Below are 22,022 nucleotides of genomic sequence, written 5' to 3'. Positions count from 1 at the left end.
AGCGTAACCACCACCGGAGCAGGCGCGCGCGACCGTCACTAACTCCGCGGCCGGGCTGTGGCGGGTTGGATCAGATAGTGCTCTGCGGGAGCGACCGTTTCGAGGAGGTTGTGGAGTTCTGTGGGTGTGCAGGGGGCCAGGGGTGGGGAGGTGTGGGGTGGGCAGAGGCCGCGGGTGTGGAGGATGGCTTTGACGGCTGGTACGCCGGGGCGTATCTGGTGGATCGCGGTCAGCGCGTTGACTGCTTGCTGGGCCTGGTCGTCGCGGGTGGTGAACAGGTCGAGCGCCAGCCGGGGCGCCAGGTTCGCGATGCCGGGGGTGATGCCGTGGGCGCCGGCGCGGAGTGCGTCGGTGAGGTGGTGCTCGTCTCCCTGGCTCACCTGGAATCCGGGCCGTGCCGCCGAGATCAGCAGCGCCAGCGTGGCCGGGTCCCCGGAGGAATCCTTGACGCCGATCAGGTGCGGCAGCTCGAGCAAGCCCTCCACGATCGACCGGTTGAGCGGCGTGGAGCGCGGCGTGTTGTACGCCACCACCGGCAGCCCGTGAACGCCGAGCGCCGCGAAGTGCGCGACCACCTCGTCGTCGCGATGCCGGAAGAACGTCGGCGGACTCGACACCAACGCGTCGGCCCCCGCGGCCGCGGCGTCCGCCGCGCGGCGACCGGCTTCCTGGGTTCCGGCCGCCGTCACGTTCACCATGATCACGCCGTCAGGTACGAGCGCACGCCATCGCTCGACCACGCCGCCGACGTACGCCCCCGTCACGTCGTACGGGATCAGCGGTCCTTCCCCGTTGCTGCCGAGCAGCATCAACCGCCGGACGCCGCAAGCGGCCATCGCGCTCAGCAGCGGCTCGGCGGCCGCCGCCGACGGGACGCCCGGCTCGGACATTGGAGTGACCAACGGTACGACGACCCCGTCGAGCATCAGTACCCCCGGACCCGCGGCCAGGCCAGCTCGAAGCCGTCGGCGACCAGCTCCTTCTGGAACCGCTCGAGTACGGCGGGATCCTCGTGGACCTGCGCCGGTTCGACGTCGTTCTCCAGGCAGTACGCCGCCAGCGCACCGGACGCCTCGCCGACGTTCCATTCGACCGGATGCAGGCGGTAGCACCCGTTGGTGATGTGCGTCGTACCAAGGTTCTTGCCGGCGGCAAGGACGTTGCGGACCCGGACCGGCAGCAACGCGCCGAGCGGGATCTGGAACGGGCAACTGGCCACGTCGATGTAGTTGTCCCCGCCCGTCGACGGGTGCAGGTCGATCCGGTACATCCCGATCCCGACGCTGTCCGGATACGCCACGGCGCCGCGTTCACCACGCACGGCCAGCGACAGGTCGTGCTCGACGATCGTCCGGCGTGCGCGGATCCGGCGGGACTCCCGGATGTACGGCGCTTTCGCCAGGCCGTCCGCGCTGCCCATCACGTCCGGCCGCAACCTCAGCCCCGCCCAGCCGGTACCGCCGTCGGGGCGCGGCGCCTCGGTCTGCAGCCAGTACAACATGCTCAGGGCCTGGCTCCGGGCTCCTTCGAGATGCTTGGCTCGCTCGTCGTCCGAGACGCCGATCAGCGGACCAGGCAGGTAGTCGATCATCGGCCAGTTGACGATTGTGACGTCGCTGGCCGCGAACCCGGGCCGGAACAGCACCCGGCTGACGATTCGGCGGAAGACCCACAGGTCCTCGTCGCCGGGCCCGAGGCTCTGGTCGGCGACCACCGGCCCCGACGACGCGTTCGGCACGAACGTGCGTTGCACCGGCGCCAGCGTCCGCGGATCCGGCGACAGCAGCCCGAGCAGCGGCCCCGGCCAGAACGGCGGCCGGTACTCACGCCAGAACCCGTACTGGTCCGGGCGGTCGATCGTGTGGTCCTCCCCCGCCCGATGCTCGACCGCGAACACCCACGAGAACGCCTGCATGTTGTCCGGCTGCGCCTGCGCCGGTGCACTCGGCTCGCCGGTCTCCGCCGCGGACTCGAAGCCGGTGACGTGCTCGATGCCCGCCAGCTCGAGCACGTCGCCCAACTCGGTCGCGTCCAGCACGTACGGCGCTCGCGCGTGAAACAACTCGTCGTCCGGACCGGCGAACGTCACCGACGTCACCCGATCACCATCGGCCTCAGCCGCCACCGGGCGGTGCAGATAGCGAATCGCCAGCCGTCCCGCGGCGACGTACGGCCCGACCATCGCCGCCAGCACCGCTGCCGCGACCCGCGGCTCGTGGCACAGCCGGCTGACGGTCCCCTGCCCCGGGTTCAGGTCCGCGACCGCCAGCGCCTCCGCGGTCAGCGGGTACCACCTGCGGTAGTGGTCGCGGATCGCGTCCCGCAGCTTCCGGTACGAGCGGGTCGCCCCGAACTGCTCGATCCACGGATGCTCGTCCGGCGGCACCCCCTGGCTGGTCAACTGTCCGCCGAGCCAATCGGTCTCCTCGGTGAGCAGCACGGTCCGGCCGCGGCGCAACGCTGCCAGCGCCGCGGCGACCCCGCCCATCCCGCCGCCGACGATCAGAACATCGGCCTCGGCTGTCGTCATACCGCGCCACTCTCCTTGTCAGAGGGATCAGCAAAGTCGGAAAGATCGGCAAAGAAGTTCACGTCGCCGCGTTCCATCAGGACGATCAGGCTGAGCAACGCGCCCCAGGTCTGGAACGGCTCGCTGTTCGGCTTGTCGCACGCGCCGCCGTGGATGCTGGAGTAGTTCTCGTGCACGTGCCGGTGCTCGTTCCACTCCTTCAGCACAAGCCGGCCACTGCCGTCGGCCAGCCAGGCGGCCGCGTCCTTCTCGCCCGCGCGCAGCAGGCCGAGGTAGACCAGGAAGTTCACCGGCGGCCACGCGCGGTACTCCCAGTAGCTCGTCTCCTTGAGCTCGATGTGCTCGTACCGCGGCGACGTCGGCAGGATCCACTCGCCGCCGAACGCGTCGTCGGGCAGCAGGTGCTCGGTCACCATCCGGGCCGCCCGCTCGCCCACGCCGACGCCCGCGAGCAGCGGATAGAAGCTCATCGTCGACAGCCGTTCGGTCAGCAGCCCGGTGTCCGTGCGGCGGCTGCGATAGATCCCTCGGGTCTCGTCCCACAACGACTCCATCGCCCGTACGACGACTTCGCGCCGCTCGCGCAACTCGGCTGCGGCCGCGGTCTCGCCGAGGATGTCCGCGAGTTCCGCCAGTGCCTCGCAGTCGGCGGCGTACAGGCTGTTCAGCCCGACGTCATGCGCCGCCAGCAGGCTCTTCGCCTGGTCGAACGGCACGTCGTCGAAGACCGGATGGCCGTCCCATCCGGACTCGCAGGTCGCGCCGAAGTGCTGGTGGATCCGCGGAATGTCCTGCGGTGACGGGAATTCCGGATCGAAGTACGTCGACCCGGCGCAGAGCAGCTCGCCGTCGCGGCGGACGCGCCACCACCACCGGTTCCAGGACAGCAACGCGTCGAACGTCTCGGTGAGGAACCACCGCTCGCCGAACCGGCGGTACAACTCGAGCACGACCATCGAGCCCACGGGCGGCTGCGAACCGTCGTACGTCTTCCGCCCGGTGCCCTGCTCGACGTTCGGGACGAAGCCGTCCGGGGTGATCGCGCGGAGCATCTCGACCGTGTTGACGTAGGCGAGCTCCTTACTCGACACCGCCGCCAGCAACGCGTTGAAGAACGCGTCCCAGCAGAACAGCGCGTACCCACCGCGCTTGCCGACGTTCCACAGCCGGCTCACCGTGGTCACCACGCGCGACTGCGACGGCTCGTAGATCGTGTTCCACGAGATCGCGTCCCGGACGATGTCCTGATGCGGATCCTGCTGACCGTACGGCGCCGACGCCGCGTCCACGATCCGCGCGATCTCGGCCAGGTCGCGGCGCCGCCCGGTGCTGACACCGACGGCACCGGTCAGCTCGACCGCGAGATACGGCCCGTCGATGTCGACGTACGGATCGTCGACGAGCGGCGCGGTCGCGAACACGTCGACGCTGCCGTGCGGACCGGTGGCCGTGATCCGGTCACCGGACCGGCTGACCGTGCCCGCCCGGTTCCACAAGTAGCCGACGGCAACGGTCAGCAGTGCACTCTTCCGCTGGTTGGCTGTTGGGGTCACCAACACGACGAGATCGCCGTCGGCATGGGCCGTCCGGACCCGGATCGTGATACCTGCCCAGCTGACCGTGGTCTCGGTGTAGCTCCCGTCGTACGCGTGCGGGCCGAGGGTGACGGTCTCCGCGCCCTCGGTCCGGCGGCCGATCTGTGCCGTGCGCAACGACGTACCGCGGTAGTACTCCTTCAGGCCGAACGACAGCCCCAGTGCGTCGGGCAGCAGGACCTGGGTCAGCACACTGCGCGTGTCCCAGGTGTTCCAGCCACGGGCCAGATCCGTCTGCAGGCGAGCGTAAGCGTCGGTCATGATTCCTTCGTGAGTTCGAGCGCTGCGTCGAGCAGGCTGCGGGTGTACTCGTGCTGTGGAGCGCCCAGGACGTCGGTGGCCGCGCCTTCCTCGACCAGGACCCCGCGGCGCATCACGGCGATCCGGTCCGCGATCTGGTGGACGACGCCGAGGTCGTGCGAGATGAACAACATCGACAGGTGGTGCCGTTGCTGGAGGTCGACCAGCAACCGCAGGATCTGCGCCTGCACGGACACGTCGAGCGCGGATACCGCCTCGTCGCAGACCAGCAGCCGCGGTTTGACGGCCAGCGCCCGCGCGATGCTGACCCGCTGGCACTGGCCGCCGGACAGCTCGGAGGCACGATGCCGGGACACCGACGGATCGAGCCCGACGTCGTCCAGCAGCCGATGCAACGCGGCCTCCCGGTCCCCGGACGGCGCGGCCTCCGGGTGCGTCCGCCACGCCTCCTCGATCACCGCCGCGACGGTCATCCGGGGATTGAGCGACGACCGCGGATCCTGGAACACCATCTGTACGGCGCGCTGCAGCGCGGCCGGGCGCCGTCCGACCGGCCCGAGCGGTGCACCGTCGAACAGCACCTCGCCCGCGTCTGGCTTCACCAGACCGACGATCACCCTGGCCACCGTCGTTTTGCCGGATCCGGACTCACCGACCAGGCCGACCGTCTCGTCCGGGCCGACCGTCAAGCTGACGCCGTCGACCGCCTTGAACCGCCGCCGGGACCTGCCGAAGCCCACCTCGAGGTCACGCACTTCGAGCATCAGCCCACCAGCTCCTCGGCGAAGTGACACGCGGACCAGCGACCGGAGCCGAACTCCCGGACTGCCGGCTGCTCCGTACGGCACACGTCCCGCGCCAGCGGGCAGCGCGGGTGGAACGCACACCCGGCCGGCCGGTTCGCCGGTGTCGCGGGCGTTCCCGGCAGCGGATGCGCGAGCGCCGTACGAGTGCGTACGGCGGGAACGCTGTCCACGAGCGCACGCGTGTAGGGATGCGCCGGCTTGCTCAGCACCTTCGTCGTGGGTCCGCGTTCGGCGACACGACCGGCGTACATGACCACGACCTGGTGGGCGACATGGTTGACGACCCGCAGGTCGTGGCTGACCAGCAGCATCGCCAGACCTTCGTCCTCCTGGATGTCGCGGAGCAGCCGCAGGATCCGGGCCTGCACGGTGACGTCGAGCGCGGTCGTCGGCTCGTCGGCCAGCAGCAGCGCCGGGCTGCCGGCGAGCGCCAGCGCGATCATCGCGCGCTGCCGCATGCCGCCGGAGAACTCGTGCGGATAGTTGCGCAGCCGCGCCGCCGGTTCCGGGATGCCGGCGCGGTCGAGCAGCTCGATCACGCGGCGCCGTACCTGGTCGGACGGGCGGCCGGCGCGACGGAGGATCTCGCCGACCTGGCGGCCGACGGTCTGCGTCGGGTTCAGCGCGGCCAGCGGATCCTGGAAGATCATCGCGATCTCGTGCCCGCGCACCGCCCGGCGCCGCGTCCGCGACGCCCGCAGCAGGTCCTCCCCCTGCCAGCGCAACGTGCCGCCGGTCCGGGCGCCCGCGGGCAGCAGGTCGATCACCGCGTTCGCGGTCATCGTCTTCCCGCTGCCCGACTCACCGATCAGGCCGACCGTGGTGGCCGGGGTGATGGTGAACGACACGTCGTCGACGACGCGCACCGGCCCTTCGCGCCCGGGCAGGTCGACGACCAGCCCGGACACGTCGAGCGCGGCCTCGGGAACCGTCATGAGGTGCCGACCTGCACCTTGGCGAGGTCCGGCAGGCCGGCCGGGTCGGGTGTGAACCCGCTGAGCCGCTTGTTCCACGCGTACGCGTACTTCACGGCCATCGGGAACATGCCGACCGCGTCGGACCAGATGATCGCGCTCGCCTCGCCGTACAGCCGGGTCCGCTCCTTCTCGTCCGGCGTCGCGGCCGCCGCGGCGAGCAGCTTGTCCAGCTCCGGGTTGCAGTAGCCGTTGCGCTTGGCCTTGCAGGTGTACAGCCGGCCGAGCGTGTTCGCGGCGTCGTACGTCGGATTGGACAGCTGCTGGAAGTTGATGTCCCAGTTGAGCGCGAGCAGATCCTTGGTGAACACGGCCTGCTCCTTCTCCAGCAGGTCCACCTGGACGCCGATCTTCTGCAGGTCCGAGACGACCGCCTGGTTGAACGGCCGAAACTCGGCGTTCGCGAACTGCAGCCGGAGCTTCTTGCTGAAGTCGAAGCCGGCCGCGGTCAGCGCTGCCTTGGCGGCCGCCGGGTCGTGGCTCACCGGCTGCTGCTTGGCGTACCCCAGCGTGTTCGCGGAGACCGGGGCGTCGGCGACACTGCCGGTCTGCGGATAGAGCTGCTTGATGATGGTCGGGAAGTCGACCGCCTGCCACAGCGCCCGCCGGATCTTCGCGTCCTTCAGCGCGGGGATCGACGAGTTGAACCACATGGTGAACACCGCGGTGCTCTGCACGGTCTCGACGGTCAGGTTGGAGTCGCTCTGCACCTGCGACAGCTGATCGTCCGGGATACCCCAGATCAGGTCCGCCTCACCGGTGCGCAGCGCGGTCATCCGGGCGGCGAGCTCCGGCATCGTCCGGAACGTCACCCGCTCGAGCTTCGGCGCGCCGCCGTAGTACTCCGGGTTCGGAACCAGAGAGACCGAGCCGGACGGATCGAACTTGTCCAGCTTGAACGGCCCCGAGCCGACCGGGCTCTTGAAGAAGTCAGGGTCCTCACCAGTGACCTTGGCCGGGATGACGTAGAAGATCGCCAGCTTGCGCGGCAGCGCCGCGTCCGGCTTCGGCGCCTTCAGCACCACCTCGGTGTCCGACGGCGCGGTCATCGTGTAGTCGGTGAAGTTGGCCGCGTTCGTGCTCTTCAGGTCGAGCAGCCGCTGGAAGGACGCGACCACGTCCTTCGCGGTGAGCGGCGAGCCGTCGCTGAACTTCACGTCCTTGCGTAACGTGAAGGTGTACTCCGAGGCGGTGCTGTTCGCCTTCCACTCGGTGGCGAGGTCGCCCTCGACGGTACCGTCCTGGCGCGGCCGGACGAGCCGGCTGAACAGCTCCTGCGCGACCAGCTGGGTGCCGGTGTTGCCGCCGCCCTGCGGACTGGCCGGGTCGAGGTTCTGGATCGGGTAGGTGCCGGCGACGGTGACCTCGGACTTCGCGGTGCCGCCGCCACCGCCGCTGGTGGTGCTGCATCCGGTGAACGCGAGTGTCGCCGCGAGCACGAGGCCCGCGAGCCGGGCAGGGGATCTGGTCATGGCATGGTTCCTGTCTGCCGGGGTCGATCGATGGATGTCATCTGAGCCCGCCGCGACCGAAGCGGGCGGTGAGCTGATCGCCGAGGATCCCGATGTTCACGATCAGCAGCGACAGCGCGATGCCTGGCAGCGCGGAGATCCACCAGGCGGTGGCGAGATACTGTTTGCCGTTGGCAATGGTCTGGCCCCAGGACACCGCCGAACTCGGCAGGCCGATCCCGAGGAAGCTGAGCCCGGCCTCGGCCAGCACGACGAGCGCGAACTCGAGCGTGGCCAGCGCGACCACCGGTCCGGCCGCGAACGGCAGCACGTGCCGGACCAGGATGGACCTCCGCCGTACCCCGAGCACCCGCGCCGCGTCCACCCAGGCGCGTTCGCGCACCGAGAGCGCCGTACCCCTGGTCACGCGGGCGAAGGAGATCCAGGCGGTGGCCGACAACGCGCCGACCACCACGACGACGCTGCGCTGGAAGGATCCCGCGATCACGATGGCCAGCAGGATCGCGGGGAATGCGAGCAGGATGTCGATACCGCGGGACAGCACGGTGTCCAGCCAGCCGCGGAAGTAACCCGCGGTGACGCCGATCGCCGTACCGACGACGGCCGAGACGACGACCGTCGAGATCCCGATCAGCACCGACGTCCGGGCGCCGTACACGAGCTGGGCGAAGACGTCGCGACCGAGCCCGTCGGTGCCGAGCCACGCGGTGCCGCCGGACGACAGCTGCGCCCCTGGCTTCAACAGCCGGTTCGCGAGATCGGCCTGCACCGGGTTGTAGTCGATCAGCAGCGGCCCGACGAGCGCAACGGCCGCGTAGCCGGCGAGTACGACGTACGGCACGCGGCTCAGCCAGCGCCGGGCAGCGGTACGACGTCGTACGGCGGCCGGCTGATCTTTTGCATCGGCCACGGAGGCCGTCGTCAGGGATGCGGTCACGAGGCACCGTCCAGGCGGATGCGGGGATCGAGCTGGGAGTAGACGAGGTCGGCGGCGAGGTTGAACGCCATCACGATGCCGGCGACCAGGAACGTGGCCGCCTGAACCACCGTGTAGTCCCGGTTGGCCACGGACTCGACGACGAGCGTGCCGACGCCGGGCCAGGCGAACACGTTCTCGACGACGACCGCGCCGCCCATCAAGCCGCCCATGTGCAGGCCGACGATCGTCACGACCGGGATCAGCGAGTTCCGCAGCGCGTGGCCGAGCAGCACCTGGCGTTCGGTGAGGCCTTTGGACCGCGCGGTCTGGATGTACTGCTCGTGCATGGTCTCGGCGACGCTGGTCCGGGTCAGTCGCGCGACCGTCGCGGTGAATGGCAGCGCCAGGGTCACGGCCGGAAGCACCAGGTGCGCGGGCGTTCCGGCTCCGGCGCTCGGCAGCAGCCGCAGGGCCAGCGCGAACAGCAGGATCAACATGATCCCGGTCCAGAACGTGGGGAACGACTGCAGCGCGATGGTGCCCGCGGACACCACCCGGTCGACGGCACCACCCGGCCGTCCGCCGGCGATCAAGCCGAGCACGAGGCCGGCGATCACCGCGATCGCGGTCGAGACGAGCATCAGCTCGGCGGTGGCCGGCATCCGCTCGAGGACCTCGGCCATCGCCGGCCGGTTGAACAGGTACGAGTCGCCGAACTCCAGCCGGACGACGTCGCCGAGGTAGTTCAGGTACTGCAGCGGCAGCGGCTGGTCGAGACCGAGTCTCGCGGTCAGTTCCCGGACCTGTTCCGGAGGTGCGTCCGGTCCGAGCATCAGCGTGGCCGGATCACCGGGCGCGACCCGGACGATCACGAAGATCAGCGAGGCCGCACCCCACATCACCAGCACCCCGACGAGCAGCCGCTTGACGACGACCCTGATCATGCTGCACTCCGTGGCGGACCGACGGTCGTGCCGTCGGTGAGCGGGCACTCGACGCTCTCGTTCTTCGCGGTGGTCTCCGGGCTCTCCAGCTGGCCGACCAGCAACCGAGTGGCGCGGCGTCCCATCTCCTCGCGCGGCACCACCAGGCCGGTCCAGGCGGTGTCGTGCCGCCGGGCGCCGATCGAGTCGCCGAGCACGACCACACTCAGCTCGCCGGGAATCGACACCCCTTGCCGCTCGATCTCCTCGGCGAGCAGCACCTGCTCGGCCACCAGCGCGGTGATCCCGCCGTGCCGGATCTCGGTGACCAGTCCTTCGACCTCGTCGAGGGACTCGAGCGTCCAGACCGGCGCCATCTGCCGTCGTCCTTGCCGGAAGCCCCGTTCGCGATCGCGGCTCGGCTGCGCGTCGCCGTCACCGAGCCGCGCGTAGGCGACGCGTTCGTGGCCGAGTCCGTACAGGCGCTCGGTCAGCTGCTCGGTCGCACCGGCGTAGTCCGCCGCGACGTACGACACCGGCGCCCCCGGCACCTCCTGGTGGCCGACGTACACGAACGGGTAGCCGGAGTCGCGCAACTGCTCGATCTCCTCGCTCCGCGGGTTGCGGCCGAGCAGCAGCGCCCCGTCGGCCAGCGACAGCCGGGTCGACCCGTCGCGGAACATCTGCCGCTCGCCTTCGGTGCTGGTGAACAGCAGCAGGTCGTAGCCGAGCTCGGCGGCCTCCTGCTCCATCCCGAGCAGGAACGGGAAGTAGAAGTCCATGCTCGTGGTCGGGAACACCGCCTCGAACGTGTAGACGCCGAGGATCTTGTTCCGGCCGCCGGCCAGCGACCGCGCCGAGGCGTTGGCGACGTACCCCCACTCGCGCATCACCGCCAGCACGCGGTCCCGCGTGGCCGGGCTGATCCGGACGCCGGAATCACGCTCGTTCAGCACCAGCGACACCGTGGCCTGGCTGACACCGGCCAGCCGGGCGATGTCGGCCTGCGTCGGGCGCCGCGCCGGTCCGGGACTCATCCGCATCACTCCTGCTAATACGAGCTAGCACCTGTGGTCGCCGAGTTTCGCCCTCGGATCCGCCGTGTGTCAACAGCATGTCGCGAAACTCGTCGATCAAAAAGCTAATACCCATTAGCATCTGGCGCCCGGCGGCGATCGTGGATAACGTCCGGCCAATCCCGGTCACGGACGCCTAGGAGCGAACGCATGTCGATCAGTCGCCGGAACTTCACCCTCGGTCTCGCCGCCGGCACCGCCGCGGCAGCCCTTCCCTCGCCCGCACTCGCGGCCTCCCATGGCGTCACTCCGGACGGCGCCACCGGCAGTCCGCGCGCGCCGTACTTCGCCGAGACCACACTGTGGGACTCGGCGGTCGACCCACTCGCCAGCTACTTCGTCTACGGCCTCGTCGTGCTGCCGGACGACACGATCATCGCCTGCACCGAAGGCCGTCACGAGACGTGCGACGCCGGACCGCACGACCTGCTGATCCGCCGCAGCACGGACGGCGGACAGACCTGGACCGCGACCCAGGCGGTCGCCGTCGCGGTCGACCGCGAAACGTGGGCCAACCCAACGTTCGTGGTCGACCGGAGCACCGGCGAGGTGTTCCTGTTCCACAACCTCTGCGAGCAGCTGCCCGAGAACACCAGCTGCTCGGCCGACTCGAGCACCGTGTACGTCATCTCCAGCACCGACGGCGGCGCGACCTGGAGCGAGCGCCGCAGCCTCGCCGGGATGTTCGACCACTTCCCGTACAACTGGGCGATGCACGGACCCGGCCCGGGGCACGGCATCCAGCTCGCGTCAGGCCGCCTGGTCCTCACGGTCTCGCACCGCACGATCATCACCGGCGTACCGGCCGCCCAGCGCAACTACGGCGTCTCGACCATCTACAGCGACGACCACGGCCGCACCTGGCAGGCCGGCGGCGAAGTGCCGATGCGCACCGACCTGCCTGCGCTCGGCGAGGCCAGGCTGGTGCAACGCTCCGACGGCACGGTCGTGATGAACAGCCGGCCCGGCTCCGGCCAGGACTGGCCGCGCGGCATCGCCGTCAGCTCGGACGGCGGTGAGACCTGGTCGGAGTCCACGCTCGACTTCAACGCGGGCCTGTTCAACGGCTGCGACAACAGCCTCATCAACTACCCCGGCGGCCGGATGGTGTTCAGCCGGCCCGACGCACCGATGCGCTGGAACATGACCGTGTCGGTCAGCTACGACGAGGGGTACTCGTTCCGCTACAGCCGGACCGTGAACCCGGGACGCTCGTACTACTCCGACCTCGCGCACCTCTCGGACGGCACGATCGTCCTGCTCTACGGCTGCGACGGCGAACTCGACGGCAGCCCGCGCCGGGTATCCGTGGCCCGCTTCAACCTCGAGTGGCTGACGCAGGGCCGTGACAGCCTCGCGACCGGCCCGCAGCTGTCCGAACGGAGCTTCGACCTCGGCAACACCGCTCCGGCCGCACGTCGTTCCGGTGGCACGGTCGCCGTCGTCCGTGAACCCACCGCCCGCCGCGGCGCCCGCGCGGTCTTCACTCCCGACGCCGCCGGCGACTTCATCGAGTACTCCGTCACCGCGGGCAGCGACGCCGAGTACGAGCTCTGGCTGCGCTACCACCGCTCGTCCAGTGGCGGCCTGGTGACCGTCACGGTGGACGGCCGCCCGCTGCGCAACTCGAGCTTCGACTTCACCACCTTCCGCCTCGACGGGTACGCCGTCGCGCTGCTCGGCCGGCTGCGGTTGCAGGCGGGCCGGCACACGATCCGCTTCACCTCCGCCGGCGCCGGGCGCGGCGGCGGTACGACGATGTCGCTCGACGAGCTGAGCATGGTCCGGTCCGCGCACTCGCCCGACGTCCGCGAGGAGGTGACCGTCGACAACGGCGGCGACCTCGGCTTCTCGGTGGTCGGCACCTGGCCGAGCAGCCGCGGCGTACCGGGCTACTACGGCTTCAACTACACCTCGCACGCCAAGGGCACCGGCGCGAACGTCGCACGCTGGCGGCCGGCGTTGCCCGGCGGCGACCGGTACGAGGTGCTCGCGTCGTTCTCGGCCGGGACCAACCGCGCGACCGATGCGACGTACGTCGTCCACCACGCCGACGGTGTCACGCCGGTCGCGGTCGACCAGACGCAGCGTGGTGTCCCCGAGCTCCGGACCGGCGAATGGGTCTCGCTCGGCACGTTCCGGTTCGAGGCGGGGATCGACGGGTACGTCGAACTCAGCGACGCGGCGAGCAACGTCGTGATCGCGGACGCCGTGCGCTTCCGGAGGCAGCCGGCATGATCGCACCGGTGCTGCCCGGGCCGGCGGCGGCCGTCGTACTGCGGCCGCTGCCGGACAACCGGGTGACAGGAGGGTTCTGGCACCGCCGGATGGCGGCGAACCGCGCCGCGATCCCGGTGGGGCATCAGCGCTTGGTTGATGCAGGCAACATTCGCAACCTGGAGATCGCCGCCGGCGACGCGGCCGGGGTGGCCACCGGCGGCAGCTTCCGGGACTCCGACGTGTACAAGTGGCTGGAGGCGGCGGCCTGGGAGCGGGACGAGTCGCCGGGCGTGCAGCAGGTGCGCCGTACGGTCGCCGCCGCGCAAGGCGACGACGGGTACCTCAACTCGGCGATCCAGGTGCGCGGCGAGAAGCGGTACGACCGGCTGTGGATGAGCCACGAGTTGTACTGTGCCGGCCATCTCTTCCAGGCCGCGATGGCTGATGCCCGCGCCACCGGGAACACCGACCTGCTGGACGTCGCGACCCGGTTCGCGGACCAGCTCGTCGCGACGTTCGGCCCGGACGGGCGCCGCGAGCTCGACGGGCATCCGGCGGTCGAGCTGGGTCTGGTCGAGTTGTACCGGCAGACCGGCGAGCCGAGCTACCTGGAGCTCGCAGCGTACTTCGTCGAGGCCCGCGGACAGGGACGTGCCACGAAGCCGGGGTTCGACCCGTCGCACTACGGCAATCCGGCGCACTACGCGGACCGGGTACCGGTGCGGATCGCGGACACCGTGGAGGGGCACGCGGTCCGCGCGGTGTACTTCGCGGCCGGCGCCACGGACGTCGCGATCGAGACCGGGGACGCGGACCTGCTGGACGCGGTGCGCCGCCAGTACGACGCGATGCGCCTGCGGAAGCAGCACGTCACGGGGGCGGTCGGGTCCCGCTGGGACGGTGAGGCGTTCGGCGACGTGTACGAGCTGCCGCCGGACCGCGCGTACGCCGAGACGTGTGCCGCGATCGGCGCTCTGCAGTGGGCATGGCGGTTGCTGCTCGCGACCGGCGATCCCTTGTACGCCGACCAGATGGAGCTGATCCTCTACAACGCCGTACTGCCCGGGGTCTCGCTCACCGGGGCGGAGTACTTCTACGTCAACACGCTGCATCGGCGGACCGGTGCTCGGGGTGACGTGCAGCGCTCGCCGGCGCATGGCCGGCAGCCGTGGTTCAACTGCGCGTGCTGCCCGCCGAACGTGATGCGCATGCTCGCGAGCGTTCCGGCGTACTTGGCGACGGGCGACGAAGAAGGGCTGCAGCTCCACCAGTACGCCACCGGATCGCATCGCGCCGGCTCGTTCGCTGTCGACGTACAGACCGACTATCCGTGGGACGGCCGCGTCACGGTGACGGTGCGGGAGGCGCCGGAGCACGAGGTCGAGCTCGCGCTGCGGGTCCCTGAGTGGGCTGCCGGCGCGACTCTCGACCATCGGCCTGTCGACACCGGTTATGCCAGGCTGCGCAAGGTGTTCCGCGTCGGCGAACGGGTTGTCCTGGAACTGCCGATGGACCCGCGGCTGGTGGTGTCCGGTGAGTACTTGGACGCTACGCGCGGCTGCGTCGCGGTGGCTCGCGGGCCACTGGTGTACGCCGTCGAACAGCCTGACCAGGTGGCTACCGTCGAGGACCTCCGGATCGACCCCACCGCGCCTGTGGAGGCGGAGCCGCGCCCTGAGCTGCTCGACGGCGTGACGGTCCTCCGCACGACAGGACTGGCCATCTCCGGTCAGGACTCGCCATACAGTCTCTACACCGCCGGTCGGGCTGCTGGACGAGCGGTACCGATCACACTGATCCCCTACTACGCCTGGGCGAATCGTGGCCCGCACGCCATGCGGGTGTGGATTCCCACGACCTAGAGCAGGGCTCCGTTCTTCCGTAGCTCGTCCCGGAGCACCTCCACGTCGAGGTCGGCAGGCGGCCGGCCGGACGCGACCGCGATGGCGGCCGCCGTGCCCGCCGCCTGCCCCATGGCCATGCACTGTGCCATCGACCGGACGGACGCGTGCGCGTCGTGGGTCGCGGACAGGCAGCGGCCGGCGACCAGCAGGCCGGTCACCTCGCGCGGCAGCAGACACCGGTACGGAACGCCGTACGTCGATCCGGTCGGGTCCCCGGCACCGCCGACGTACTTCCAGATCGTCGACGAGCCCGCGGCGTGGTCCTCGATCGGCGCACCGCACTGCGCGATCTCGTCGGGGAACCGCCGGGCGGTGAGGACGTCGGCGCGGGTCAGCACGTACCGGCCGACGAGGCGCCGGCTCTCCCGGACTCCGATCCGCGTCGAGACGCCGAGCAGGTACGCCTCCGCGTAGCCGGGCACGCGCTCCTTCAGGAACCGCACGTAGTCGCGCACCTGGCGTCGGCCCTCGCGTTCGGCCTCCGACAGCTGCCACGGGTCGAGCGGGTTCACGTCGCTGACGCGGGTCATGTTCGTGTGCACGACGTTCGGCAGCACGGTGCGGTGCGCCGATCCCTCGGTCCGCGGCAGGCCGAACTCCGCCGCGGCCTCTCGCATCAACCGGTGCAGCTCCTTGGTCGGCGTGGCCGCGAGGTCGACGTTGCCCAGCCGGAACGTCGCGGTCAGCGGCTGCACACGCTGCTCGCCGTCGGGCCGTTCCAAGGCCGCTCCGGCGCGCCAGGCCAGCTCAGCGTCACCCGTTGCGTCCACGAGCACCTGCGCCAGGATCCGGCCGCGGCCGGCTTTGGTCTCGACGACCACCCCGGTGATCCGCCCAGCCTCCATGAGCACGTCGGTGACCGTTGCGTGCAGCAACGTTTGGAGGCCCGGCTCCGCGGTCAGCTCGTCCCACGCCAGCTTCAGTGCTTCGGGTTCGTAGGTGACGCCGGTGCCCGCGCCGTACGTGTTCGGCCGCTCGAATGCCTGGTCCCACGCGAACAGCCGCTCGCAGAGCTCCCAGCCGATCCCGCCGACCACGCGATCGGCGCGACCTGGAGCGTAGAACCCGTAGAAGGTGTCCAGCACTGCCGCCCCGGTCCCGCCGAGAAAGCCGGTGGCCTCGATCAGCAGCGTCCGCGCGCCCGCCCGCGCCGCAGCAACCGCCGCGGCACAACCGGCCGAGCCACCTCCGACAACGACGACATCGCCACTCCACATCACCTGAGGTGCCACCCTCCGTCGACAGGGATCACTGCTCCGGTCGTCCGCCGGGACGCCGGCGACAACAGCCAGGACACGACGTCCGCGATCTCCCGCGGTGTGCAGGCCACTCCGCCGAGCGGCATCAGCTCGGGCAGCCGGCGGCTGATCTCGGCGGAGCCGAGCGCGCGGCGCGCCATCGGGGTGTCGACCAGCCCGGCCGCGACCAGGTTCACCCGGACCCCGGCGGGCGCGGCGTCGTATGCGGCCGACCGGACCAGCGGGATCAGCGCACCCTTGGCACTCGCGTAGGCGACCGTGCGGAAGTCCCGGTGGAGCGAAGTCGCCAGGGCCGATCCGATGACGACGATCGAGCCGCCACCTGTCAGCTTCGGGATCGATGCCCTCAGCAACCGGAACACCGACTCGTGGTTGACCCGGTGGACCTCGGCCCAGGCCTCGTCGGTGCAGTCGCCGATCGTTCCGTCGCCGAGCCGGCGCCCGGACATGCCGATCGCGTGCACGACCCCGTCGAGTCCGCCGAGGACGTCGTACGCCTGGTTGACGGCCCGCTCCGCGCCGCCTGGTTGCGTGATGTCGATCGTCCCGGCGTCGACGCCGTACACCGCACCGCCCGCGGCGCGGATCGTGTCCACGCAGGCGCTGCCGATACCGCCCTCCGAGCCGGCGACCAGCACGCGCGGCGCACTCACCGCTCCGCCCGCAGAGTGCCGGCCGCGCGCCGCGCGAACTCGTCGTACGCCGCCTCGAACAGCTCCGTACTGCGGTCGTCGCCGACCAGCCGGGAACTGGTGATCACCGGCGGGACGATCCCGTCGGCGGCCAGGATCCGCGCCGTACGGACCTTGATCTCGTTGACGACGGCAACGGCCGTGAACGTGCTGACCGGACCGATCGGCTCGGCCACGCCGTCGACCCGGCACAACGCGTCGCCGACCGGCGAGCAGAGGTCGATCACCACGTCCGCGTGGTCGGTCAGTCTGGTGCCGCTCGGGTGCCGCGGCTCGGCCGCCCGGGTCTCGGCGAGCGACGTCACCGCGATCACCGGCAGCCCGGCGCGCCGCGCGCCGGCGGCCATCTCGATCGGTACCGCGTTCAGGCCGCTGACGCTGAACACGAGCAGGCTGTCGACCGGCCGGAGCCGGAAGTTGGCGAGGATCTGGTCGGCCAGCCCCGGCATCCGCTCGATGAACATCGCCTGCCGCTGCCCGTTCGCACCGACCACCTGGTTGTGGAAGGTCATCGACAGTTCGACGATCGGGTGGAAACCGGGGAACGAGCCGTACCGCGGGAAGATCTCCTCGACCGGCATCCGCGAGTGTCCGGTCCCGAACGCGTAGACCACACCGTCGCCCGCGATCGACTTCGCCGCGAGGACGGCGGCCTGCTCCATGGCGTCGTCCTGCGTCCGCCGTACTTCGTCCAGCACCGGCAAGGCCGCGGCGATCCAGCTCATCTGTCAGCTCCTGTGATGATCGCGGCGCCGAGTGCGCCGGCGGTTGGTCCGAGGTGTGCGAGCCTGAGGTCGACCGGGCCGGTCAGCCGGGCGCGGTGCACGAGTTCGGCTTCGACGGCCGGGCGCAGGTAGGCGAAGGCCGGCGCGACACCACCGCCGATCACCACGGTCGTCACGCCCGTGTAGGCGACGACGTTGCTCAGCACCAGGCCGAGTGCGCGGCCCGCGTCGTCGAGCACGTCCCGCTCGACCTGACCGGTCGACCGGACCACGTCCTCGGGGGTCTCCGCTCGCCCGCCGCGCGCCCGGACCTGCGCGACCAGCGCCCAGCCGCCGGCGACCGTTTCCAGACAACCGCGCGCGCCGCAGCCACACGCCGTACCGTCGGGCCGGCAGATCATGTGCCCCAGCTCGCCGACCGCGTCACCGCGCGCCCGGACGACCTCGCCGTTCAGCGCGAGCGCACCGCCGATCCCCGTGCCGATCGTCACGAACAGTGCGTCGTCGACGCCGCGCGCCGCGCCCATCCGCAGCTCGGCCGTGGCAAATGCCCTTGCATCGTTGACGAGCCGGACGGGTACGCCGGTCCGGGTCTCCACCTCGTCCGCGAACGGTAGGTCCGCCCACGGTCCCGGCAGGTTCGGCAGCAACTCGATCCGGCGCAGGTCGTCCGAGAGACACCCGGGTACGGCGATGCCGGCGGCCGCGACGTCCGCGTCGCGGATGAGGGCGACGGTCAGCTCGACGACGGCCCGGAGGTCTCGGGGCGTGGCGAGCTCGCCGTGGTCCAGCACGCCGTACTCCGGTGACCACTGGACCCATTTGGTCCGGGTGCCTCCGATGTCGATGCCGAGCATCTGCGCCTCCTGTTGTACAGCCTGTCTAGACAGGTGACCGTAGGCCGCCTGGATTGCGTTCGTCAAGAGGTGCTTGCGCTCCGGGTCAGCCTGTCTAGACTATCCGCGTGACTCCCCGATCGATCCCCAGACACCAGGCCGTCGAGCGCCACCTGCGCAGCCGGATCGCCGGCCTCCGCCCAGGCGACGCGATCGAGTCCGACGCCGAGCTGACCGCGTTGTTCGACGTCAGCCGGATGACCGTCCGGCAGGCCGCGCAACGGCTCGCCGACGAAGGGCTCATCTACCGGGTGCCCGGGGTCGGCACGTTCGTCGCCGAGCCGAAGGTCCATCGCGACATGGCCCGGCTCCGGTCGTTCACCGAGGAGATGGACCGCCGCGGCGCGGTCGCCGGCTCCCGGATCCTCACCGCCGGGATCCGCACCGGCAGCAACGACGAGGCTGCCGCGCTGCACCTCCCGCCGGGGTCGAAGGTGGTCCACGTCCGCCGGCTCCGGCTCGCGGACGGCAAGCCGATCGCGATCGAGGACGTCGTCCTGCCGATGTCCTGCAGCGCCGTACTCACCGAGGACCTCGAGCACTCGTCCCTGCACGACGCGCTGCGAGCGCTCGGCGAGCAGCCGACCAGCGCGTCGGGGACCTTGGTCGCGGTCAACGCCGGGCCGGAGGACGCGGAGCTGCTCGAGGTCGCGCCGGGCACCGCGCTGCTGGTCGAGGAGCGGCTGATCGTCAACCAGGAGGGGCATCCGCTGGAGAAGACCCAGACCCGGTACGCCGGAGACGAGTTCGTCTTCCACATCGCGCTGGCGCGGTGACATGGGTGACATGGCTGAGGTGATGACGGTCCGCGGCCCGGTTCCCGGCGCGGAGCTCGGGTACGTCGACGCGCACGAGCATCTGTTCCTCCGGACCCCGGCACTGGCCGGCGACGAGTTCTGGGATCCGGAGAAGTCCACCGCCGAGGCCGCCGCCGTACGTGCCGGCGGGATCTCCACCATCGTCGACCTGACCCCGGTCGGTCTGGGACGCCGGCCGGCCGCGCTGGCCCAGTTGTCCGCCGATGCCGGTGTGCATGTCGTGGCTGCGACCGGCTACCACCGCTCGGCGCACTATCCGGCCTGGCACTGGGCGCGCGAGGTCTCCGCGGACGACCTTCTCGACGTGCTGCTCACGGATCTGACGGTCGGGATGGACGATCGCGACTGGGCCGGACCGCGGCCGGTGCCGACGACCGTCCGGGCCGGCATCGTCAAGCTCGGCGCCTCCTACCAGCGCATCACCTCCGACGAGGCGCGCTGGTTCGACGCCGGCGCCGAAGCGGGCCGCCGCACCGGCGTGCCGATCGCGGTCCACACGGAGACCGGGACGCTCGGCCACGAGATTCTCGACCGGCTCGACGCGACCTCGCGCGTCATGCTCTGCCACCTGGACCGCAACCCCGACCTGGGACTCCACGGCGAACTCGCGTCCCGCGGCGCCTACCTCGTCTACGACACCATCGGCCGGATCAAGTACGGTCCCGACTCCCGCATCCTGGACCTCCTCGAGGGCATGGCCGCCGCGGGCCTCGCCGGGCAGGTCTGCCTCGGCACCGACGTCGGCCGCCGTTCCATGCTGCGCGCGTACGGCGGCGGCCCGGGCATGGACGTGCTCGGCCGCCGGTTCCTTCCCCGCCTGGAGCAGCACCTGGGTCCCGATCTCGTGGACCAGGTCATGCGACGTACCCCGGCACGCTTCCTGTCGGGAGCGCCGCTGTGACGTTGCCGACTGCGGCTGACGCGAGCTTGTCGCACCTGTAGAATTGGCGGCAGATGGTGGAGGGGAGTACTCCTTCGCGACTGCGTCGTCATTACGGCTCCGGTGTCCGGGGCCCGGCGTGGTCGGTCCGCGGTGCGGGCGGAGAAGACCTCCGACAGACGTTCAACGCCTAGTCGGAGGAGCACACAAATGCCCCCAGCTCTGTCTGTGCCTGTCTGGGTCTGGGTCCTGACCCTGGCCGTGCTGACAGCTCTCGTCCTGCTCGACCTGATCGTGGTGGACCGGAAACCGCACCAGGTCTCCGTGCGGGAAGCGGCCGCGTGGGTCGCGTTCTACATCGGTTGCGCCGTGGTGTTCGGCGTCGGGGTCTGGATCTTCGGCGGCAGTGAGCACGCGGCCGGCTTCGCCACCGGGTACATCACCGAGTACTCGCTGAGCGTCGACAACCTGTTCATCTTCATGCTGATCATGGCGAACTTCGCCGTACCGGCGGTCCATCAGCACCGGGTGCTGCTGATCGGCATCGTGCTCGCTCTGGTGATGCGCGGCGTCTTCATCGGCGTCGGCGCGCAGGCCGTCCAGCGGTTCAGCTGGATCTTCTGGTTGTTCGGCGGAATCCTCATCTACACCGCGTGGAAGTTCGCGTTCAAGCAGTCCGGCGACGACGAGTACGACCCGAACGGCGGCGTCGTCCGGCTTGTCCGCCGGGTGTTCCCGGTGACGGACGAGTACGTCGGATCGCGGCTGACCGTCAAGCGCGACGGACGCCGCTGGCTGACGCCCATGTTCATCGTCATCGTCGCGATCGGCGGCGCCGACCTGGTGTTCGCGGTCGACTCGATCCCGGCGATCTTCGGCATCACCCAGGACGCGTACCTGGTGTTCGCCGCCAACGCGTTCGCGCTGATGGGCCTGCGCCAGCTGTACTTCCTGCTCGGCAGCCTGGTGGAGAAGCTCGTCTACCTCTCGTACGGCCTCGCGGTCATCCTGGGCTTCATCGGCGTGAAGCTCGTCCTCCACGCCCTGCACGAGAACGAACTCCCGTTCATCAACGGCGGCGAGCACGTCACCTGGGTCCCCGAGATCAGCAACTGGCTCTCCCTCGGCGTCATCGTCACCGTCCTCACCGTCACAACAGCCGCCAGCCTCCTCAAGACCCGACGCGACAACCAACCGGCCGTACACAGCTAGTCCCACACTTCGGTATCGGACAGGCCGTCCCACACAGGCGTCCTGTCCGGTCCGCAGCCTCGCTCGGTGTCCGAAATCTCGGTGGTGCTTACCGTCCCGAACGCTTGGTGGTCCCGAATGTGGCCTCTGACCTGGCGTTCGCTTCTCATCAGCACTCGGCGATGACCGACGTTCTCGCGACCCGACGGACTGAGCGCGTCCGCGAACTGGTCCTTACTCGCCCATCTTCTTCGAGCGCAGAATGATCGTCGTGTCGGCCGGGGCCCGAGTGCCCGCCTTGGGCTGTTGGGAGACCACGACCCAATTGCGGTCGACGATCAGCAGCCGTCCCTGACCGCTGGCGTCTTCCTCGGCCAAGTTGTAGAAGCCCGCGGCTTGCATCGTGTCCTGAGCCAACTGATGGTTGACGCCCACAACGTCAGGCACGATCCCGGACGTCACCTTCGGCGCCTGTGTCAGCGATGCCGTGGTGGTGGGTGCAGACGGTGTCACAACGCTCGGCAACGGGCTCGCCGGCGAAGTACTTCCCGATGGATCCGCCCCCTGACTTGCTGAACCTCCCGCCGAGCCAGGCTGCGCCCCACCACCTTGCTCGGCAACGCCACAACCTGCCACCGCGACGAACACAACGGCGACAACAAACCGCCGAATCCAACACATGACTCCCCCTGTTGCCAGTGCGCAGACAACCCTCGTCGTCTTCGCTGTGCCGAGGTACGTCGTCGTACCCGCCGCCGTTCTCGATCACCACCGTAGCGTCGGACAACGCGAACTGGCCCTCGAGCGCAGCCGGCGAGCGAGCACCAGGCCCGTTGCGGACCTTGGGACGTCGAGTTTTCCCTGCCGTTCGGGCTTCGAGA

General features: G+C 70.2%; 19 protein-coding genes. 5 read left to right on the top strand and 14 right to left on the bottom strand.

What is annotated here, in order from left to right; all coding sequences use genetic code 11:
* Positions 1–38: 38 nt before the first annotated feature.
* Genes ABN611_RS26670 through ABN611_RS26630 form a run of 9 tightly spaced genes read right to left on the bottom strand, consistent with a single transcriptional unit; the run spans position 39 to position 10,517 of the window.
* Positions 39–926 (bottom strand): dihydrodipicolinate synthase family protein, encoded by an 888-nt coding sequence (locus ABN611_RS26670; protein ID WP_350274976.1) that lies wholly within the window; start codon positions 924–926, stop codon positions 39–41.
* Positions 926–2,530, bottom strand: coding sequence for an FAD-dependent oxidoreductase (locus ABN611_RS26665; RefSeq protein WP_350274975.1), 1,605 nt, complete (start codon positions 2,528–2,530; stop codon positions 926–928). The genes ABN611_RS26670 and ABN611_RS26665 overlap by 1 nt, the downstream gene beginning before the upstream one ends.
* On the bottom strand, positions 2,527–4,386 hold the full coding sequence (locus tag ABN611_RS26660) for a trehalase family glycosidase (protein WP_350274974.1): 1,860 nt from the start codon (positions 4,384–4,386) through the stop codon (positions 2,527–2,529). The genes ABN611_RS26665 and ABN611_RS26660 overlap by 4 nt, the downstream gene beginning before the upstream one ends.
* Positions 4,383–5,150, bottom strand: coding sequence for an ABC transporter ATP-binding protein (locus tag ABN611_RS26655; RefSeq protein ID WP_350274973.1), 768 nt, complete (start codon positions 5,148–5,150; stop codon positions 4,383–4,385). The genes ABN611_RS26660 and ABN611_RS26655 overlap by 4 nt, the downstream gene beginning before the upstream one ends.
* A complete protein-coding gene (locus ABN611_RS26650) occupies positions 5,150–6,127 on the bottom strand; it encodes an ABC transporter ATP-binding protein (RefSeq protein WP_350274972.1) in 978 nt (325 codons plus the stop codon). The genes ABN611_RS26655 and ABN611_RS26650 overlap by 1 nt, the downstream gene beginning before the upstream one ends.
* Positions 6,124–7,638: an ABC transporter substrate-binding protein gene (locus ABN611_RS26645; protein WP_350274971.1), complete on the bottom strand. Its 1,515-nt coding sequence runs from the start codon at positions 7,636–7,638 to the stop codon at positions 6,124–6,126. The genes ABN611_RS26650 and ABN611_RS26645 overlap by 4 nt, the downstream gene beginning before the upstream one ends.
* A 37-nt stretch (positions 7,639–7,675) precedes the next feature.
* Positions 7,676–8,575 (bottom strand): ABC transporter permease, encoded by a 900-nt coding sequence (locus ABN611_RS26640; protein WP_350274970.1) that lies wholly within the window; start codon positions 8,573–8,575, stop codon positions 7,676–7,678.
* Positions 8,572–9,501 (bottom strand): ABC transporter permease, encoded by a 930-nt coding sequence (locus tag ABN611_RS26635; RefSeq protein WP_350274969.1) that lies wholly within the window; start codon positions 9,499–9,501, stop codon positions 8,572–8,574. Before ABN611_RS26635 ends, ABN611_RS26640 begins: the two co-directional genes overlap by 4 nt.
* Positions 9,498–10,517, bottom strand: a complete 1,020-nt coding sequence (locus ABN611_RS26630) for a LacI family DNA-binding transcriptional regulator (protein WP_350274968.1) — start codon at positions 10,515–10,517, stop codon at positions 9,498–9,500. Before ABN611_RS26630 ends, ABN611_RS26635 begins: the two co-directional genes overlap by 4 nt.
* Positions 10,518–10,706: 189 nt before the next feature.
* On the opposite strand from ABN611_RS26630, the gene ABN611_RS26625 reads away from it, so the two are divergent.
* Together ABN611_RS26625 and ABN611_RS26620 are read left to right on the top strand one after the other, a co-directional pair.
* A complete protein-coding gene (locus ABN611_RS26625) occupies positions 10,707–12,794 on the top strand; it encodes an exo-alpha-sialidase (protein ID WP_350274967.1) in 2,088 nt (695 codons plus the stop codon).
* Complete coding sequence (locus tag ABN611_RS26620) at positions 12,791–14,638, top strand: beta-L-arabinofuranosidase domain-containing protein (protein WP_350274966.1); 1,848 nt, start codon at positions 12,791–12,793, stop codon at positions 14,636–14,638. The genes ABN611_RS26625 and ABN611_RS26620 overlap by 4 nt, the downstream gene beginning before the upstream one ends.
* Here the strand turns inward: ABN611_RS26620 and ABN611_RS26615 are convergent.
* Genes ABN611_RS26615 through ABN611_RS26600 form a run of 4 tightly spaced genes read right to left on the bottom strand, consistent with a single transcriptional unit; the run spans position 14,635 to position 18,213 of the window.
* A complete protein-coding gene (locus ABN611_RS26615) occupies positions 14,635–15,897 on the bottom strand; it encodes an FAD-dependent oxidoreductase (RefSeq protein ID WP_350274965.1) in 1,263 nt (420 codons plus the stop codon). The genes ABN611_RS26620 and ABN611_RS26615 overlap by 4 nt on opposite strands.
* On the bottom strand, positions 15,897–16,592 hold the full coding sequence (locus ABN611_RS26610; protein ID WP_350274964.1) for an SDR family oxidoreductase: 696 nt from the start codon (positions 16,590–16,592) through the stop codon (positions 15,897–15,899). Before ABN611_RS26610 ends, ABN611_RS26615 begins: the two co-directional genes overlap by 1 nt.
* Positions 16,589–17,356 carry an SIS domain-containing protein gene (locus tag ABN611_RS26605; protein ID WP_350274963.1) on the bottom strand — a complete coding sequence of 256 codons (768 nt, stop codon included), beginning with the start codon at positions 17,354–17,356 and terminating at the stop codon, positions 16,589–16,591. Before ABN611_RS26605 ends, ABN611_RS26610 begins: the two co-directional genes overlap by 4 nt.
* The gene (locus ABN611_RS26600) at positions 17,353–18,213 is read right to left on the bottom strand and encodes an ROK family protein (RefSeq protein WP_350274962.1); all 861 of its coding nucleotides are present in this window, start codon (positions 18,211–18,213) and stop codon (positions 17,353–17,355) included. Before ABN611_RS26600 ends, ABN611_RS26605 begins: the two co-directional genes overlap by 4 nt.
* Positions 18,214–18,320: 107 nt before the next feature.
* Here ABN611_RS26600 and ABN611_RS26595 point away from each other — a divergent pair, with 107 nt between their 5' ends.
* The 3 genes from ABN611_RS26595 to ABN611_RS26585 all read left to right on the top strand — a co-directional run bounded on the left by ABN611_RS26595 (position 18,321) and on the right by ABN611_RS26585 (position 21,162).
* Positions 18,321–19,028, top strand: a complete 708-nt coding sequence (locus tag ABN611_RS26595) for a GntR family transcriptional regulator (RefSeq protein ID WP_350274961.1) — start codon at positions 18,321–18,323, stop codon at positions 19,026–19,028.
* 10 nt (positions 19,029–19,038) lie between these two features.
* Complete coding sequence (locus tag ABN611_RS26590) at positions 19,039–19,971, top strand: hypothetical protein (protein WP_350274960.1); 933 nt, start codon at positions 19,039–19,041, stop codon at positions 19,969–19,971.
* Between the two features lie 189 nt (positions 19,972–20,160).
* Complete coding sequence (locus tag ABN611_RS26585; RefSeq protein WP_350274959.1) at positions 20,161–21,162, top strand: TerC family protein; 1,002 nt, start codon at positions 20,161–20,163, stop codon at positions 21,160–21,162.
* A 213-nt stretch (positions 21,163–21,375) separates the two neighbouring features.
* Here ABN611_RS26585 and ABN611_RS26580 read toward each other — a convergent pair whose 3' ends face one another.
* Positions 21,376–21,588, bottom strand: coding sequence for a PASTA domain-containing protein (locus tag ABN611_RS26580; protein WP_350274958.1), 213 nt, complete (start codon positions 21,586–21,588; stop codon positions 21,376–21,378).
* Positions 21,589–22,022: the final 434 nt, after the last annotated feature.

Source organism: Kribbella sp. HUAS MG21 (assembly GCF_040254265.1).
Lineage (GTDB): Bacteria > Actinomycetota > Actinomycetes > Propionibacteriales > Kribbellaceae > Kribbella.
Note: the sequence above shows the minus strand (reverse complement) of the source record. Positions and strands in the feature narration are given on the sequence as shown.

Excerpts from the sequence above, each read along its gene's own strand:
- ABN611_RS26670 (WP_350274976.1), bottom strand. The coding sequence starts at position 926 with ATGCTCGACGGGGTCGTCGTACCGTTGGTCACTCCAATGTCCGAGCCG.
- ABN611_RS26665 (WP_350274975.1), bottom strand. The coding sequence starts at position 2,530 with ATGACGACAGCCGAGGCCGATGTTCTGATCGTCGGCGGCGGGATGGGC.
- ABN611_RS26660 (WP_350274974.1), bottom strand. The coding sequence starts at position 4,386 with ATGACCGACGCTTACGCTCGCCTGCAGACGGATCTGGCCCGTGGCTGG.
- ABN611_RS26655 (WP_350274973.1), bottom strand. The coding sequence starts at position 5,150 with ATGCTCGAAGTGCGTGACCTCGAGGTGGGCTTCGGCAGGTCCCGGCGG.
- ABN611_RS26650 (WP_350274972.1), bottom strand. The coding sequence starts at position 6,127 with ATGACGGTTCCCGAGGCCGCGCTCGACGTGTCCGGGCTGGTCGTCGAC.
- ABN611_RS26645 (WP_350274971.1), bottom strand. The coding sequence starts at position 7,638 with ATGACCAGATCCCCTGCCCGGCTCGCGGGCCTCGTGCTCGCGGCGACA.
- ABN611_RS26635 (WP_350274969.1), bottom strand. The coding sequence starts at position 9,501 with ATGATCAGGGTCGTCGTCAAGCGGCTGCTCGTCGGGGTGCTGGTGATG.
- ABN611_RS26630 (WP_350274968.1), bottom strand. The coding sequence starts at position 10,517 with ATGAGTCCCGGACCGGCGCGGCGCCCGACGCAGGCCGACATCGCCCGG.
- ABN611_RS26625 (WP_350274967.1), top strand. The coding sequence starts at position 10,707 with ATGTCGATCAGTCGCCGGAACTTCACCCTCGGTCTCGCCGCCGGCACC.
- ABN611_RS26620 (WP_350274966.1), top strand. The coding sequence starts at position 12,791 with ATGATCGCACCGGTGCTGCCCGGGCCGGCGGCGGCCGTCGTACTGCGG.
- ABN611_RS26615 (WP_350274965.1), bottom strand. The coding sequence starts at position 15,897 with ATGTGGAGTGGCGATGTCGTCGTTGTCGGAGGTGGCTCGGCCGGTTGT.
- ABN611_RS26605 (WP_350274963.1), bottom strand. The coding sequence starts at position 17,356 with ATGAGCTGGATCGCCGCGGCCTTGCCGGTGCTGGACGAAGTACGGCGG.
- ABN611_RS26600 (WP_350274962.1), bottom strand. The coding sequence starts at position 18,213 with ATGCTCGGCATCGACATCGGAGGCACCCGGACCAAATGGGTCCAGTGG.
- ABN611_RS26590 (WP_350274960.1), top strand. The coding sequence starts at position 19,039 with ATGGCTGAGGTGATGACGGTCCGCGGCCCGGTTCCCGGCGCGGAGCTC.
- ABN611_RS26585 (WP_350274959.1), top strand. The coding sequence starts at position 20,161 with ATGCCCCCAGCTCTGTCTGTGCCTGTCTGGGTCTGGGTCCTGACCCTG.